This is a genomic window from Alistipes onderdonkii (assembly GCF_025145285.1).
GTDB classification, from domain to species: Bacteria; Bacteroidota; Bacteroidia; order Bacteroidales; family Rikenellaceae; genus Alistipes; species Alistipes onderdonkii.
In genome coordinates, this window is record NZ_CP102251.1 from 3,418,410 (window position 1) to 3,433,307 (window position 14,898).

The 14,898-nt window shown below is 56.7% G+C and carries 19 protein-coding genes and 1 pseudogene; 12 read left to right on the forward strand and 8 right to left on the reverse strand.

Annotation, left to right across the window (positions count from 1 at the left end):
• Window positions 1-30: 30 nt before the first annotated feature.
• From NQ559_RS14135 to NQ559_RS14190, 12 genes and pseudogenes are all read left to right on the forward strand, one after another.
• A pseudogene (locus NQ559_RS14135) lies at window positions 31-1,608 on the forward strand (TraG family conjugative transposon ATPase); the annotation flags it as partial.
• A gap of 14 nt (window positions 1,609-1,622) precedes the next feature.
• Window positions 1,623-1,937 (forward strand): DUF3876 domain-containing protein, encoded by a 315-nt coding sequence (locus NQ559_RS14140; protein ID WP_018697391.1) that lies wholly within the window; start codon window positions 1,623-1,625, stop codon window positions 1,935-1,937.
• A gap of 35 nt (window positions 1,938-1,972) precedes the next feature.
• Window positions 1,973-2,593: a DUF4141 domain-containing protein gene (locus tag NQ559_RS14145; RefSeq protein ID WP_004295452.1), complete on the forward strand. Its 621-nt coding sequence runs from the start codon at window positions 1,973-1,975 to the stop codon at window positions 2,591-2,593.
• 19 nt (window positions 2,594-2,612) lie between these two features.
• On the forward strand, window positions 2,613-3,692 hold the full coding sequence (gene traJ, locus NQ559_RS14150) for a conjugative transposon protein TraJ (RefSeq protein WP_007851775.1): 1,080 nt from the start codon (window positions 2,613-2,615) through the stop codon (window positions 3,690-3,692).
• 11 nt (window positions 3,693-3,703) lie between these two features.
• Complete coding sequence (gene traK, locus NQ559_RS14155; protein ID WP_004295450.1) at window positions 3,704-4,327, forward strand: conjugative transposon protein TraK; 624 nt, start codon at window positions 3,704-3,706, stop codon at window positions 4,325-4,327.
• 4 nt (window positions 4,328-4,331) lie between these two features.
• The gene (locus tag NQ559_RS14160) at window positions 4,332-4,631 is read left to right on the forward strand and encodes a TraL conjugative transposon family protein (protein WP_004295449.1); all 300 of its coding nucleotides are present in this window, start codon (window positions 4,332-4,334) and stop codon (window positions 4,629-4,631) included.
• Window positions 4,606-5,886 (forward strand): conjugative transposon protein TraM, encoded by a 1,281-nt coding sequence (gene traM / locus NQ559_RS14165; protein ID WP_004295448.1) that lies wholly within the window; start codon window positions 4,606-4,608, stop codon window positions 5,884-5,886. Before NQ559_RS14160 ends, traM begins: the two co-directional genes overlap by 26 nt.
• Window positions 5,887-5,958: 72 nt before the next feature.
• Window positions 5,959-6,879, forward strand: a complete 921-nt coding sequence (gene traN, locus NQ559_RS14170) for a conjugative transposon protein TraN (RefSeq protein WP_004303795.1) — start codon at window positions 5,959-5,961, stop codon at window positions 6,877-6,879.
• Window position 6,880: 1 nt separating this feature from the next.
• Window positions 6,881-7,465 carry a conjugal transfer protein TraO gene (locus NQ559_RS14175; protein ID WP_004295446.1) on the forward strand — a complete coding sequence of 195 codons (585 nt, stop codon included), beginning with the start codon at window positions 6,881-6,883 and terminating at the stop codon, window positions 7,463-7,465.
• Between the two features lie 13 nt (window positions 7,466-7,478).
• Window positions 7,479-7,922: a DUF3872 domain-containing protein gene (locus tag NQ559_RS14180; RefSeq protein WP_004295445.1), complete on the forward strand. Its 444-nt coding sequence runs from the start codon at window positions 7,479-7,481 to the stop codon at window positions 7,920-7,922.
• 63 nt (window positions 7,923-7,985) lie between these two features.
• Window positions 7,986-9,938, forward strand: coding sequence for a DUF4116 domain-containing protein (locus NQ559_RS14185; protein ID WP_004303786.1), 1,953 nt, complete (start codon window positions 7,986-7,988; stop codon window positions 9,936-9,938).
• Between the two features lie 361 nt (window positions 9,939-10,299).
• On the forward strand, window positions 10,300-10,686 hold the full coding sequence (locus tag NQ559_RS14190; protein ID WP_018697393.1) for a hypothetical protein: 387 nt from the start codon (window positions 10,300-10,302) through the stop codon (window positions 10,684-10,686).
• Window positions 10,687-10,742: 56 nt separating this feature from the next.
• On the opposite strand, the gene NQ559_RS14195 is transcribed toward NQ559_RS14190, so the two are convergent.
• Genes NQ559_RS14195 through NQ559_RS14230 form a run of 8 tightly spaced genes read right to left on the reverse strand, consistent with a single transcriptional unit; the run spans window position 10,743 to window position 14,887 of the window.
• A complete protein-coding gene (locus tag NQ559_RS14195) occupies window positions 10,743-10,946 on the reverse strand; it encodes a hypothetical protein (protein WP_004295440.1) in 204 nt (67 codons plus the stop codon).
• Window positions 10,930-11,109, reverse strand: coding sequence for a hypothetical protein (locus tag NQ559_RS14200; RefSeq protein WP_004295439.1), 180 nt, complete (start codon window positions 11,107-11,109; stop codon window positions 10,930-10,932). Before NQ559_RS14200 ends, NQ559_RS14195 begins: the two co-directional genes overlap by 17 nt.
• Window positions 11,110-11,113: 4 nt before the next feature.
• Window positions 11,114-11,380, reverse strand: a complete 267-nt coding sequence (locus NQ559_RS14205; RefSeq protein WP_018697394.1) for a DUF6956 domain-containing protein — start codon at window positions 11,378-11,380, stop codon at window positions 11,114-11,116.
• Window positions 11,381-11,426: 46 nt separating this feature from the next.
• Window positions 11,427-11,744, reverse strand: coding sequence for a hypothetical protein (locus tag NQ559_RS14210; protein WP_018697395.1), 318 nt, complete (start codon window positions 11,742-11,744; stop codon window positions 11,427-11,429).
• Between the two features lie 41 nt (window positions 11,745-11,785).
• The gene (locus NQ559_RS14215) at window positions 11,786-12,112 is read right to left on the reverse strand and encodes a hypothetical protein (protein WP_004295437.1); all 327 of its coding nucleotides are present in this window, start codon (window positions 12,110-12,112) and stop codon (window positions 11,786-11,788) included.
• Window positions 12,113-12,152: 40 nt separating this feature from the next.
• Window positions 12,153-13,436, reverse strand: a complete 1,284-nt coding sequence (locus NQ559_RS14220; protein WP_004303775.1) for a PcfJ domain-containing protein — start codon at window positions 13,434-13,436, stop codon at window positions 12,153-12,155.
• A gap of 2 nt (window positions 13,437-13,438) precedes the next feature.
• Entirely contained in the window at window positions 13,439-13,849 is a 411-nt protein-coding gene (locus tag NQ559_RS14225) for a PcfK-like family protein (RefSeq protein WP_009132163.1), read from the reverse strand.
• Window positions 13,850-13,894: 45 nt separating this feature from the next.
• Entirely contained in the window at window positions 13,895-14,887 is a 993-nt protein-coding gene (locus NQ559_RS14230; protein WP_004295433.1) for a hypothetical protein, read from the reverse strand.
• Window positions 14,888-14,898: the final 11 nt, after the last annotated feature.

The window sequence follows — 14,898 nt, forward strand, 5'->3', positions numbered from 1 at the left end:
AGCTCCCGTAAGGGGGCTGACCTACTCGACATCGACCAGTATCTCAATGAGGCGCACTCGTTCGGTCTTCAATCCGTCCGGGCCCATTTCAACGTGCTGGCCTGGTCGGACGACGTGCAGGAGCTCCGGCATATCCGCAATGATGTGGGCAGCCAGCTCGCTCTGATGGAGTGCCGCCCGCGCCACAACACCGTGGACGCCGCCACGCTCTACTGGGCGGGTATGCCGGGCAACGCGGGGGATTTCCCCGCCGAGGAATCGTTCTACACGTTCATCGAGCCCGCAGTCTGTTTCTTCACGGAGGAAACCAACTATAAATCCTCGTCCAGCCCTTTCGGCATCAAGCTGTGCGACCGCGTAAGCGGCAGGCCCCTGCACCTGGACATCTCGGACGAACCGATGAAAAAAGGGATCATTACAAACAGGAATAAATTCGTGTTAGGCGGCTCGGGGTCAGGCAAGTCATTCTTTATGAATCATTTAGTCCGCCAATACTGGGAGCAGGGCACGCATGTCGTGCTGGTGGATACCGGTAACAGCTACCAGGGTCTTTGCGAGCTGATCCGGCGTAAGACCAAAGGTGAGGACGGCGTGTATTTTACCTATACCGAGGAACATCCCATCAGTTTCAACCCGTTCTACACCGACGACTACTATTTCGACGTGGAGAAGAAGGACAGCATCAAGACGCTGCTGCTGACACTCTGGAAAACCGAGGACGACAAGATCACGAAGACCGAGAGCGGCGAGCTGGGCAGTGCCGTGAACGCCTATATCGAGCGTATCCGCGCCGACCGGAATATCGTGCCGTGTTTCGACAGTTTCTACGAGTACCTGCGAGACGACTACCGCCGCGAGCTGGAGGAGCGGGAGATCCGGGTCAGCCGCGAGGATTTCAACATCGACAACATGCTCATCACCCTGCGGCAGTATTACAAGGGCGGACGCTACGACTTCCTTCTGAATTCCCGGGCCAACATCGACCTGCTCTCGAAGCGCTTCGTGGTCTTCGAGGTGGATTCCATCAAGGAAAACAAGGAGCTTTTTCCCGTGGTCACCATTATCATCATGGAGGCTTTCATAAACAAGATGAGACGGCTCAAGGGGGTACGCAAACAGCTCATCGTCGAGGAGGCCTGGAAGGCGCTCTCTACGGCTAATATGGCTGAATATCTGCGTTATATGTATAAAACTGTCCGCAAATACTACGGTGAGGCCATCGTTGTGACGCAGGAGGTCGAGGACATCATTTCCAGCCCGGTGGTCAAGGAGGCGATCATCAACAACTCGGACTGCAAGATCCTGCTCGACCAGCGCAAGTTCATGAACCGTTTCGACGCGATTCAGTCCTTGTTGGGGCTGACCGACAAGGAGAAGGCGCAGATTCTCTCGATCAACCAGTCCAACGACCCTTCCCGTAAATACAAGGAGGTCTGGATCGGTCTGGGCGGCGTTCAGTCGGCGGTCTATGCCACGGAGGTCAGCGTCCCGGAGTACCTGGCCTACACGACCGAGGAAACGGAGAAAGTGGAGGTACAGCGGCTTGCCGGCGAGCTGGGCGGTGATATGGAACTGGCGATCAGGCAGCTCGCCGAGGGCAAACGTTAAAGGGAGGGCAGGCCATGTATCGCAAGTGTATCGGATCAGACCCCACGGCGGCGCGTTTGGACTTCGCGCTGTACGAGGTGGCGGGCGAGTGGGAAAGCCGCTCGGGTTCTCCCCGGGTTCGCATCTACCGCAACCCGGGACGCCGGGGCGGCGGTTTTTACGTGGAGGTGTCCTACAAGGACGGGACACGCTTCTCCCGTCCCGTGAGGAAGTATTGTGGAGGTATCCGTTACTTCGACCTTTACGGGTATGTCGCCCTGGCCTACGATGCGGGGCGCGAGGTGCTCCAGCTCTCCGCCTACGGGGATTATTACCGGGCGTCGGAATGACCGCCCAAGTATTCACGAATTAAATAATGAAAAGGATGAAACGATTGATTTTAACGCTGTTCGTGGGGCTTCTTTGCTTCACGTACCAGGCAAAAGCGCAGTGGACGGTCATCGACCCGTCGAACCTCGTTCAGAACATCAAGAGCGCGGTTCAAAGCTCGACCACGGCGACCAACATGGTCAAGTCGCTGCAAGAGAGTATCAAGATTTATAACCAGAGCAAGGCTTACTACGACGCCCTCAAATCGGTGCATAACATCATCAAGGATGCCCGGAAGGTGAAGCTGACGCTCGAAATGGTCAGCGAGATCACGGAAATCTACACCTCGGGATTCAACCGTATGGTTTCAGACCCGAACTTCACGGTGGACGAGCTGGCGGCGATCTCGGCGGGTTACGCCCGGTTGCTGGAGGAGGGCGGCGCGCTGGTGGCGGAACTCAAGACGGTCATAACCGGCGGCAACGGCCTCTCGCTCTCGGACAAGGAGCGGATGGACGTGGTGGATCAGGTTTACACGAAGATGCTGGAGTACCGCAACCTCACGCGCTATTACACGCGCAAGACCATCTCCGTGTCCTTCATCCGCAGCCGCGAAAAGGGCGACGCGCACCGGGTGCTGGCACTTTACGGGAACCCGAACGACAGATATTGGTAACCTGAAAACGGAGGCAGTCATGGATTTCGACAATTTACACCAGGTTCTCCGGAACCTGTATCAGGAGATGATGCCGCTATGCGGCGACATGATCGGGGTGGCGAAAGGTATCGCCGGCCTGGGTGCGCTCTTTTACGTGGCTTACCGGGTATGGAAGGCACTGGCCAGCGCGGAGCCTATCGACGTGTTCCCGCTCCTGCGGCCTTTCGCCATCGGCTTGTGCGTGATGTTCTTTCCCACCGTGGTTCTGGGGACGATCAACGCCGTGATGTCGCCCGTGGTGCAGGGCACGCACGCCATACTGGAGGGGCAGACATTGGATTTGCAGGCATACCAGCAACAGAAGGACGATTTGGAAGCCGAGGCCCGCAGGCGCGAGGGCAAGGCTTGGTTAGTGGACGACGAGGTGTATGAACAACGGCTTGCGGATATGGGTATCACGGATTTGGGCGAGATTATCAGCATGTGGGCCGAACGCACGTGGTACGACATCAAGGCCGGTTTCCGGCAGCTTGTCCGGGACTTCTTCGAGTTGTTGTTCAACGCCGCGGGGCTTACCATCGACACGCTGCGGACATTCTTTTTAGTCGTGCTGTCGATTCTGGGGCCCTTGTCGTTCGCCCTCTCCATTTACGACGGCTTCCACTCGACGCTCGCGAGCTGGATTTCCCGCTATATCAGCGTGTACCTTTGGCTTCCCATCGCCGACCTGTTCTCCGCGGTGCTGGCCAAGATCCAGACGTTGATGCTCCAGGCGGACGTCCTGGCCCTGCAAGACCCCAACTACATTCCCGACAGCGGCAGCGGTGTCTATATTATCTTTTTGATTATAGGTATCATAGGCTATTTCACGATCCCCACCGTTGCCGAGTGGGTGATCCAGTCGGGCGGAGCCGGCGGGGCTATGGGCGGTATCAACAAGGCCGGGGCATTCGCCACGGGTGTCGCGGGCGGTATCGCCGGCAACATGATCGGCCGCACGTTCGGGCGTCGCGGCGGTGGCGGTTCCTCCTCCGGTAACGGCGGCGGTGGCCCGGCTTCGGGCAGTGCCCCCAACGGGCGCAACCTGGCAACACAAGGTAACAATAATCATTCATAACAATTTGGACAATGGAATTCAAGTCATTAAAAAACATCGAAACAAGTTTCAGGCAGATTCGGCTTTTCGGTATCGTGTTCCTCTGCCTGTGCGCGCTGGTATCCGTGTTCAGCGTGGTCGCGAGCTTCCGTTTCGCCGAAAAGCAGCGCGAGAAGATCTACGTCCTGGACGGGGGCAAGTCGCTGATGCTGGCGCTCTCGCAGGATTTGAGCCAGAACCGCCCCGTGGAGGCGCGCGAACATATCCGGCGTTTTCACGAGTTGTTCTTCACCCTCTCGCCCGACCGTGCGGCCATCGAGAGCAACATCAACCGCGCGCTGTTCCTGGTCGATAAGAGCGCCTTCGCCTATTACCAGGACATGCAGGAGAAAGGTTACTACAACCGTGTGGTGTCGGGGAACATCAGCCAGCGTATCGAGGTGGACTCCGTGGTGTGCGACTTCAACGCCTATCCCTACCGGGCCATGACCTATGCCCGGCAAATGATTGTCCGCGAGAGCAACATCACCGAGCGTTCGCTGGTCACGCGCTGCGAGCTGATCAACTCGGGGCGTTCGGACAATAACCCGCAGGGTTTCATCATGGAGAAATTCGAGATTCTGGAGAACCGCGATTTACGTACATTAAAAAGATAAGGCTATGGCAAAGAAGAGAATAAAGGCTTTCGGGGAGTGGGTCGAAGACCACCTGCGCCGCGCTTGCGGGGCACTCTCGCCCGATAAGCGGATTATCGTGATCCTCACGCTGCTCTTGTTCTTTTCCGTCTTGTCGCTCTACTTTACCGTGTCTTCCATCTACCGCTTCGGCAAGGGAGCCGGGGAACGGATGCAGATACGGCATATCGAGCGGCTGGAACTGGAATTAAGACAACGGCAGGAGGCCGACAGTGTAAAACATCTAAAAGATTTCAATTATGACGACGAACGAAAAACAGAATAAACAGCCGGAGGCGGGGAAAAAGGAACTCACGCCCCGGCAGATACAGATGCGGAAGAAGATGGTGGTCTTCCCGCTCTTTTTCCTGGCCTTTGCCGGGTGCATGTGGCTGATCTTCTCCCCCGGCGAAAAAGAACGGGAGGAGCCTTCGGCGGGTTTCAACACGGAGCTGCCGACCCCGGAATCGGAGGGTATCCTCTCGGACAAGCGTGATGCCTACGTGCAGGAGGAGATGCGGCGCAGGGAGCGGGAAAAGATGCGCTCCTTGCAGGATTTCGCGTTCGGGATGGAGGACGAGGAGGAAGAGCCCGTCATGCCCGCTGCCGTGCCGGATAAGTCTTCCGGCCCTGCCGGCGGTTCGTCGGGAGCTTTCCGGACTTCCCGTGCCGCCTATGCCGACATCAACCGCCAGTTAGGCAGTTTCTACGAGGACACCGCCGGTGAAACGGGGGAAGAGCGCGAGATGCAGGCCCGCATCGAGGAACTGGAACGCCGCCTGGAAGAACAGCAGGCGCAGAAAACGGCCCAGGAGGAGCAGGTGGCGCTGCTGGAGAAGTCCTACGAGATCGCCGCCCGCTACATGAACGGCGGTCAGGCCCCTGAAGCCCCGCGTCAGAAAGCCTCCGTTTCCGGCAAGGCTTCCGTGCAGCCCGTGCGCCAGGTGCGCCGTAACATCGTGTCGCTGCTCGCCGCCCCGCTGCCCGATTCGGTCTTCGCCCGTGAGTTCGTCAAGCCCCGGAACTGGGGTTTCAACACGGTGGGGAGCGACCTTCGCGAGCCCGAGCGCAACAGTATCCGTGCCGCCGTGCAGCAAACCGTGACGCTCACCGATGGCGGGGAGGTTACTTTCCGTCTGTTGGAACCGATGATGGCGGGAGATCTGCTCATCCCCTCGGGTACGCCCGTAACGGGGGCGGCGAGGATCAACGGCGAACGGCTGACGGTCAAGGTCAGCGCTGTCCAGCACGGCGGGGCGGTCGTTCCGGTCGATCTGTCGGTCTATGACACGAACGGCAACGAGGGTATTCCCGTGCCGGGGTCGGAAGAACTCAATGCCGTGAAGGAGATCGCCGCCAATATGGGCGCGGGCATGGGCAGCAGTATCACGATCACGGACGATGCCGGTTCGCAACTGCTCTCCGACCTGGGGCGCAGCGCCATCCAGGGCGTGTCGCAATACGTGAGCAAGAAGATGCGCTCGGTCAAGGTCACGCTCAAGGCCGGTTACAGCGTCCTGCTGCTCCCGCCCCTTCAATAAGGGTACAAACGACGTACTTCCGTACACCACTGAAAAAATCCATTTTTATCAACAATCAAAAATTTATCGAGTATGAAAAAGATTCTTCTGGCACTCGCTTTTATCGGGTGCATGTTCGCTGCCCACGCGCAGGAAAAGCCCTCCACGGGCGATTTGTACGACGGTCTTACCCGTCCGCTGACTTTCAACCGGGTTATCCCGCCCTACGCGCTGGAGGTGACGTTCAGCAAGACCGTGCATGTGATTTTCCCCTCGGCCATCCGTTACGTCGATCTGGGGTCTTCGGATCTTCTGGCGGCGAAAGCCGACGGCACGGAAAACGTGCTGCGTGTAAAGGCGGCCCTGCGTGATTTCTCGCGCGAGAGCAACCTTTCGGTCATTACCGAGGACGGGGCCTATTACAGCTTCAATGTCAAGTATGCCGACGAGCCGGTGAAACTGTCGGTCGAGATGGCGGACTTCCTGCATGACGGGGAGGCGGTAAACCGCCCCAATAACGCGCTGGACATCTATTTGCAGGAGTTGGGATGCGAATCTCCGCTGCTGGTCAAACTGATCATGCAGTCCATTTACAAGAATGACCGCCGCGAGATCAAGCATATCGGTTGCAAGCGTTTCGGGGTACAATACCTCCTCAAAGGTATCTACGTGCATAACGACCTGCTTTATTTCCACCTCCAACTGAAAAACTCCTCCAACGTGCCTTTCAACGTGGACTACCTGACGTTCAAGATTACGGACAAGAAGGTGGCCAAACGCACGGCCATCCAGGAGCAGGTCGTATGGCCCGTGCGTGCGTACAACAACGTGCAGGTCATCGGCGGCAAGCGTACCGAGCGCATGGTCTTCACGCTCCCGAAGTTCACGCTGGCCGACGACAAGCAGCTGGTCGTGGAACTGCACGAGCAGCAGGGCGGGCGACACCAGACTTTCACGGTGGAGAATGCCGACCTGGTGCGCGCACGTGTTATCAACGAGTTAAAGGTAAAGTGATATGAAACGGGCGATATTCATTCTCACGCTGGGGTTATGCCTCCTCCTTTCGGACGGGGCGCACGCCCAGCGTGCCCTGCCCGCCATGCGCGGGCTGGAAATACGGGGAGGCATGACCGACGGCTTCTATACCCGGGACAGCCGCAGCGAAACGGGCTACTGGTTCGGGCTGGCCATGAGCCGCTACGCGAAGAATGCCGACAAGTGGGTGTTCGGCGCGGAGTTCCTGAACCGTTATTACCCCTACAAGTCGGAACGTATCCCTGTGGCGCAGTTCACGGCCGAGGGCGGTTACTATTACAAGTTCCTCGCCGACCCGTCCAGGACTTTTTTCTTCTACCTCGGCGGCTCGGCGCTGGCCGGTTACGAGAGTGTGAACCGGGGCGAGAGGCGGCTCTATGACGGCTCTACGCTCCGCCACCGCGACCGTTTCCTCTATGGCGGGGCCGTCACGCTGGAGGTCGATGCGTATCTGACCGACAGGATTATCCTCTCGCTGACGGGGCGTGAGCGTATCCTATGGGGCACTACAACGGGACATTTCCACGCGCAGTTCGGCCTGGGCGTGAAATTCATAATCCATTAAACTTGCAAGCGACATGAAAAAGATGAAAAAGATATTGGCCCTGGCGGTCTGGATCGCCGCCCTGGGTCTTTTATGCGCATCCTGCGACAACGGGCTGGATATACAGCAGGCGTACACGTTCTCTCTGGAAACGATGCCCGTTCAGAAGCGAATCTCCGTTGGTGAAACCGCTGAAATCCGCTGCACGCTCGTGCGGGAGGGGAGATATGACGGCGCGCGTTACACGATCCGCTATTTCCAGCCCGACGGGCGCGGTGAATTGAGGATGGACGACGGTACGGTGTTCCTGCCCAACGACCGCTATCCGCTCGACCGTGAGGTGTTCCGCCTCTATTACACATCGCGCAGCGATGACCAGCAGACCATCGACGTCTATGTCGAGGACAACACGGGTCAGGTCGTGAAGACCTCCTTCACGTTCCAGAGCGAGAACGGGACGGAGGAAACGGAACGATAACGTAATATGTCTAACCAAGAGAAGCGCCCGTCACCCGGGCGCTTTCCATAAATACTGAAAACCATGACAGAGCAAGAGAGAATAGATATAGCCTATCTCGACACGGGGGTGTACGAGAACCCGTGGCGTGAGAACCTTTTCGAGACGCTGCCCGAGGATCGGAAAACGGCGGAGGTCTGCCGTTTCGCCATCAAGAAATCGGCTTTCAACATCGAGTTCGTTCCCGAAGCGATGAAAACGCCGGAACTTTGTCTTGCCGCGGCCGGCCACCGGGGCGAAACACTGAAATTCGTCCCTGACCGTCTGAAGACACCGAAAATGTGCCGTGCCGCCGTCGATAGCAACAGCTACGCGCTGTATTACGTTCCGGAGGGGCTGAAGACCCCCGAACTGTGCATGGCGGCCGTGAAGCGCAACGGCCTGGTGCTGGAGGCCGTTCCCGGGGAATTGAGGACGCCGCAAATATGCCGTGCGGCGTTGAAAGCGGTGGACAGTGCCGATTACAAGATACTCCCTTACATTCCGTATCCCGATATATGCCTGGAAGGGCTGAAAAAATTCGGGATGTCGTTCGTGGACAAGTTCGAGATTTTCGCCTCCATTGCCCCGGAGGTCATGACCGGGGAACTGGCCCTTCACGGCGTGGGGATGGACGCGTCCTGCCTTTCGCTCGTGCCGGTGGAACTGCGCACGGAGGCAGTCTGCCTCCGTGCCGTCAGCGGGGACGGCATCCTGCTCCATGAAGTGCCGGAGGAGTTACGCACGGAACGGGTCTGCGAGGCCGCCGTGTCCTCGAACTACCTGGCGCTGGAGTACGTTCCGAAGCATCTGAAAACCGACCGTCTGTGCGGGATGGCGCTGGAGCGCGATCCCCTGGCCATCCGCTTTTTCAACCCCGAACAGCTCACGCCGGAGGTCTGCAACCGGGCGTTGGCCCGTACCGACGACCTGCGTGTCCTCCGCTATATCCCCTTCGAGGAGATACACCTGAAAGTGTTGGGGTTCTATTGCACGAATTACGATAAGACCTTCGATTTTTTGGAGAACATGAACCCCTGGTTCCTCACGCCGAGGGTGGCCCGGGAAATTTTCGCCCTGGAGCCGGAGCTGTTCTACAACCTTCCCGACCACGCCAAGAACGAGGAGATGTGCCGCCGGGCCGTCGGGCACGACGGGAGCTACCTGCAATATGTCCCCGAGAAGTGGAAAACGCCGGAGTTGTGCATGGAGGCCATACGGCGCAGTCCCTATGCCATCGCCCACCTGCCCGAGAGCATGAAAAGCCCGGATCTATACATGAGCCTGGTGCGGGAGAACCCGCAAAACCTGAAAGGCGTCCCCCGCGAAGCCCGGACGCCGGAGATGAGCCGGGAGGCTTTCGAGCGTACCTACGGGAAGGACAAAACCGATTTCTCGGTTATCAGCGCGTTGAGCGACCCCGCCCTGGTCTTGCAGGTGTTCCGCGAGCAGGACGACCCGCAGCAGATACACCGGTTGATGAGTGTCCTGCACCTGAACCGCCGGCTTGTAACGGAGGAGGTGGCGTTGGAGGCCGTTCGCAAGGATGCGGGGGTGCTGTACGACATTCCCCAGACGGCCATCACGCCGCTCGTGGCCGATACGGCCGTGCGGGGCGACCCGAGGATGATCCAGTGGGTTCCGAGGGAGCTTCGCACGGCGGATCTGTGCCTCTATGCCGAGGCCGCCCATCCCGAGTTGCGGGTTTACGTTCCCGACGAGATAGCAAAGGGACGTAATATCTACTCGTTCCACCGTCAGGTGGACGCGAAATTGCGGCAGCCGCTCGAATACGAACAATACAAGACCCTCTACTCGGGCGGCGCGGTGCGTGTGAACAACGTGTGGACGTCGGTTGCGGGTGAGATTGACTGCTGCGAGGTGCGTTACGACCGTAAGACGGAGAAACTCAAACTGCGGATCGTCGAACCGCCCAGGGAGAAGAAGGCGCAGCCGAAGGTCGCGCCCCGCAAACCCGCCCGGGGGCCGAAATTGTAGGACGGCGGGTAGTTCTTTGGCAGGAAGGTTGTTAAAAATCGCACGTGTTGTCGCCGATACCCGGATGAAATCGTTATATTTGCAATCGAATCCTCCGGCGGCGTGCCGCCGGGCGATTTACATACGGAAGGAACACATTATGGTGGGGCATTGAAAACAGCCAAATTTTAATCCGCTCGCAAAATAATGGGTAGTTCTCTTCTTCATCGTCGTGTCTATATGCGTCAAGCGTATGCGATAGCGGCGTGGGGAGAAATTATCTATCGAGTGGATGGGTGCTTGGCTGTACCTCAATGCCGGTATTTAACGTATTCTCACGCCTTTTTCGTATGGTATTTGTCTGAACCTAAAGAAAAGCGATATGGAAACGAAATCGACAAATGAGGTAAAGAGTGATTACGACCGGGTATCGGCGAGTGAATGCCTGGGGTCGCTAATCGAGTTGCACGGGATTGTCATGGAAGACGATCTGTTCGTCATTCCCGATGCGGATGGCACGGCAGTATTATACAATGACGGGAAGATACGTTTTGACGAGATCGCCGACATCGAGGTCGGCTCGGTGTTCGTGGGCATCCTGCTCCGCAACGGCTATCTGTTCTACCTTTCCCGTACCGAACCGCTCAAGACGTGCATATACACGCATGGCGGGTGGGGTTCAATCTCTGAAATTTCTCCCCGTGGCATTGCCGGACATATCGGGCGTGAACTGCACGGGAAGCTGGGCGACCATACGGCGGTCGATTGACGGGAAACAAAAAAATCGGACGGTTGTTATCGTCCGATTTTTTTCGCGTCGTATTTTCACGGCCGTTGCCTGCCGTGTTCCCGTTTCCGCCTTTGCAGGGCGAGCAGTTGCCGCAACATGTAGGCATGGTTTTCCCCCACGGTATGCCCCGAGGGCATCAGGTAAGGACTTGCGAGGCACTCCCGGCATTGGCGTACCGCCTCTTTTAAGTCGGTAACGGTTATTTCCGCTCCCGTGATGTCTTTAATCTTTGTTTCCATTCTTGTCCTGTTTTTTTGGTTCGTACCAACTGTCCCGGTAATTTTCTCCCACGAGCGAGAAAATTCCGCTCATGCCGCTTTCAGCGGCGAAATTTTTGGCTTCCCATATACCGGAAAACTCTCCCAGCAGCCGGTAGCCGATGAATAATTTGTACTTGCGCATGATTTTATCGTTTTTCCAGGTTGATAATCGGTGTGTTCTTTTGCAGCCATTCCTTCACGCTGTCCATGTTGTATTCGGATGTGATAACCGCCGTTCGGTCGTCGATTTCGGTGAAGCGCGTAGTTTTATACCCGTCGATCCACTGCTTCAGCGTGGCAACGCCCCACACCTGCGGGTCGTCGAACATGGTGTCGAGCCGCCCGATACCCTCGCCGAAGGTTACGAGCAGCGTTTCATAGGAGATTTCCTTGTTTACTTCATTCGTTTTCATATTCTCGCTTTTTACGGGCGGCTTTTGCCGCCCCGAAATTTTTTAATCAGATAAGTTCCACTTTAACCCTGCTCATGTTCGCCCAGAACACGCCGTTGCAGTAGTAGGCGTAGCCGTTATGCCAGTTGCTCCTGCGGCGTATCACGTCCTGCTCGGGTGGTCGTATCTCGATACTCGTGGTGTAGATGTTGTGTCCCACGGTAATGACGAGGTTGCACCTTCGCCATATCTCGGAATGGGTTCTGAACCCGTTTTTCCCCTCGACGAGCGCAAGGGCCGTCTTGACTGCTTCCCGAACTTCCCAATCCCACTCCCCGAAGGGTTTGAGCGGGCGTGCCATGTAGCTTTTATAGATGATTTTCATTGTTATATTTTTTTTGTAGGGCGGCTTTCGCCGCCCCGATTTTATAATTCGACAATCCTTTCCACTCTGCCGTACAACATGGAGCGTATGCTCGTCTTGTCCACGCCCTTGTATTCCGTGTAATGCCCGTACTGCTTTACCACGAATGTTTTCAGTACATCGACAAAGTTGAAACGATACCCTAAAAGCGGAATGGAGTCCTTGAAATAGGTGTTATGGTTTACCTCACGGGTAATCCAGTCTTTCTCCTCACGGGTGAGCGTTCCCCCGTCATTGAGCCGTTTGCGTAATATGTACGCTTTTGAGCCTGCAAGGCTTTCGAGTGCGGGAACGTCCCACGACACGAATTTATATGCTATTTGGTTCATTCTATTTTGTTTTTGCGGGCGGCTTTCGCCGCCCCGATTTTTATGCTGTCATTCGTTTCCGTATAAGGGACATGTTCCCCTTCATCAGTTTCAGTATTTGCCCGTGGTATGGGGTATTCTTGTTACACACGCCACGGCTCTGCACGACCTCCATGCGTTTTAGGGACACCTCTATCGTTTCGATACGTTTGCCGTCGATTGTGGCCGAGAGTATGAGCGAGTCGGCTTTCAGATAGTATTCGTTGGTAAACACGCAGTGGTGCATGGCCTCGCCCTCCTGCCGTATGGCTTCAACGCTGTCCAATACCTTGATGCGGATTTCCCCGTCGGAAAACTCCACTCCGAAAAACCGTCCTTTGGCTTTGACAAACGAGGCTTCCTGTTCCAACGCCTTGCGCCGTTCCTCCTGCCGCCGTTCCATTTGCATGTGCCGCCGTTTTTTAGCCATGTAGAGGTCATGCGCTGCGGGCAGGTCTGCGGGACACACGAAATGGGCGTTATGCAGGTCTTTCCCGAAAAATCGCAGCAGGTCGATGTAGTCGCACCATTCCGTCGGTTTCCCGATAGCGTACCCGTTACGGATGGCGATACGGATGGCCGGCCAATAGTCTGCGATATTGCGGGAGGAACGGGCGAAAAATCGCACGAGTGCCGTTTGTCCCGCTTTAAGCAGCGTTTCGGCCTTGTTCTCCGAGAGCAGCAGGTGGATAAGGTCGAAAGGGGTTACATCGGGGAGTTGTTTGCCGTAACCGCTTCGGCGCAGTTCGGGGATAAGCCGTTGCCGGGGATAGATGCGTGTGGGCGTGATGTTGTATTTCCCGTCGTTCTCCGCCCGCAGTTCCAATGCGCTCGACCAACTCCACCCGTGAACGAAGAAGCCCATCGGGCGCAGCCGTGCGAAGGTTGCGGAGCGTCCGTCGGGGGCAATCCACCGCTGTACGGCTTCGATATGGGTGTAAACGGGCGTCTGTCCCACTTTCGCCCAACACTCGATATAGACGAAGCGCAGGACTTGAAAACCCTTGCAGCGGGTTACGATGCACAAATACTCGTAATCGTTGAACTTGCGGCGCAGGGTGGTTTCCACTTTCAGCGTGGTGTGGCAGTGCGGACACTCGCACCCTAACAGATTGTCCGTGAGTTCTCCGTTTTCGCTCTGCCACGTGTGGCCGCACTCGGTGCAGGTGATAAGTCCTTTCGGCGTGCGGCGTCCGATATGCTCGATGCAGTTCTTGTACCCCCATTCGATTTGTGCGGGGGTAAGCGGCGGCAGGTGTTTGCTTGCCGCCACGACGTTCTGTTGGAATTTTGTTCTCGGTTTCATAACTAAAATAGACTGGGCATTAGTTTGTTATCTTCGATTTTCTTGGGTTTGGACTTGGCTTTCGCCAACTTGGCGTAGGCTTCGCTCTCGGCCTTCCGTATGGCGTTCCGCCGTGCCTCGGCTTTTTCCTCCTCGGTCAGTTCGACGGTGTGATTGACCACTACCTTGCAACTGACGGGTTTGCCGATGTCGATGTCCTCCTCGTCGTAATAGTGGAGTGCCATAGAGTATATTTCCTCGTCGGCAAACCCGTTGCAACCGCTCTGCCGTACTTGGTTGATGATGAAAGTGCAGCAATCGTCAATGTTCTTTTTCGGGTTGGCGTATCGGGGTGCGAAAAGTTCGTCCTCCCGTGCCCGTGCGTCGAGATAGTTCTGTATCGTCAGTTTGAAATAATCTGTTCCTTGTGCCATGATTTTTTGGTATTGTGGGGCGGCGAGCCACCCCGTGTTCAACATTTATTCGTCCTTTCCGAGAAGCCGTCGCACCTCGTCCTCTTTGGTCTTTTGGAAAATCCATCCCGCTTTCTTCTGCCCGTCATGCGTCAGCCGTGCGTTGAAGCGTCCCCCGAGTGCGTGAAGGGCGTCCTTGACGGGCTTGGTGTCCCCGAATACGGCTATCGCCTTCTCGGAATAGTCCACGATGATAAACCCGCCTTGCACGCTCGTTTCAGTGCGTTCCGCCCGTTTTTCGTCTTTCGGCTCGGGCAGACATATATTCTCCTCGTTTCCTGCGATATATGCCAGCCTGTCGATGTACCCTTCACGGGTGTAGTGGGTCAGTTTGCAGACACTCCACCCGTATTTCGGACTTTTGCCGAGCGTGAAAACGGGATAGCGGTGTTCGTTCTTGGGGTCGTATTCGGAGAGGTGCGCCGTTTGCGGGAAATTGGCCGCCGCCTTTCTCAACTCCCCGAAGCCGTTGCGGGAGGTGGCCGAAAAGCCGAGAATGACGGTACGCACGCTTCGGGTGGTCGAACACTCGTAAGAGGGGTCAGTGTATTCCGTTTCGTTGAGTTCGGCGATGATTACGCCCTGCACCCCTTCGGGCATGATGCGGCGTAACCTCTGCGCTCCTATTTCCGCTATGCGGTCATGCTCGGCTTTCTCTTTGGCGGCGGCGATGGCCTGCGCCGTGGCTTGCTCTTCCGCCTGCCTCACGAGCAAAGCCACCTCGAAAGCGTCCATGAACTCGGGGTTCACGTCGTCGTAGTACCTGCCGATACCGAATGTTTGCGAGAGGGGTCGCAAAATGTCCGTTTGGCTGATTTCCTTTGTTTCGGTATCGACCATGTGGTACACGTAGCCACGGGCGGTGTGTTCCACCTTGTAAACGACGTAACGCTTTCTGCTCGCACCCGCACCGATACCGATGATTACCTGGTTTTCCTTGACTACCTGCACCTGCGTGTCCGTGGTAGTCGCTCCGAATAATGAAATGTACTTTGTCATACCTGTAAAAA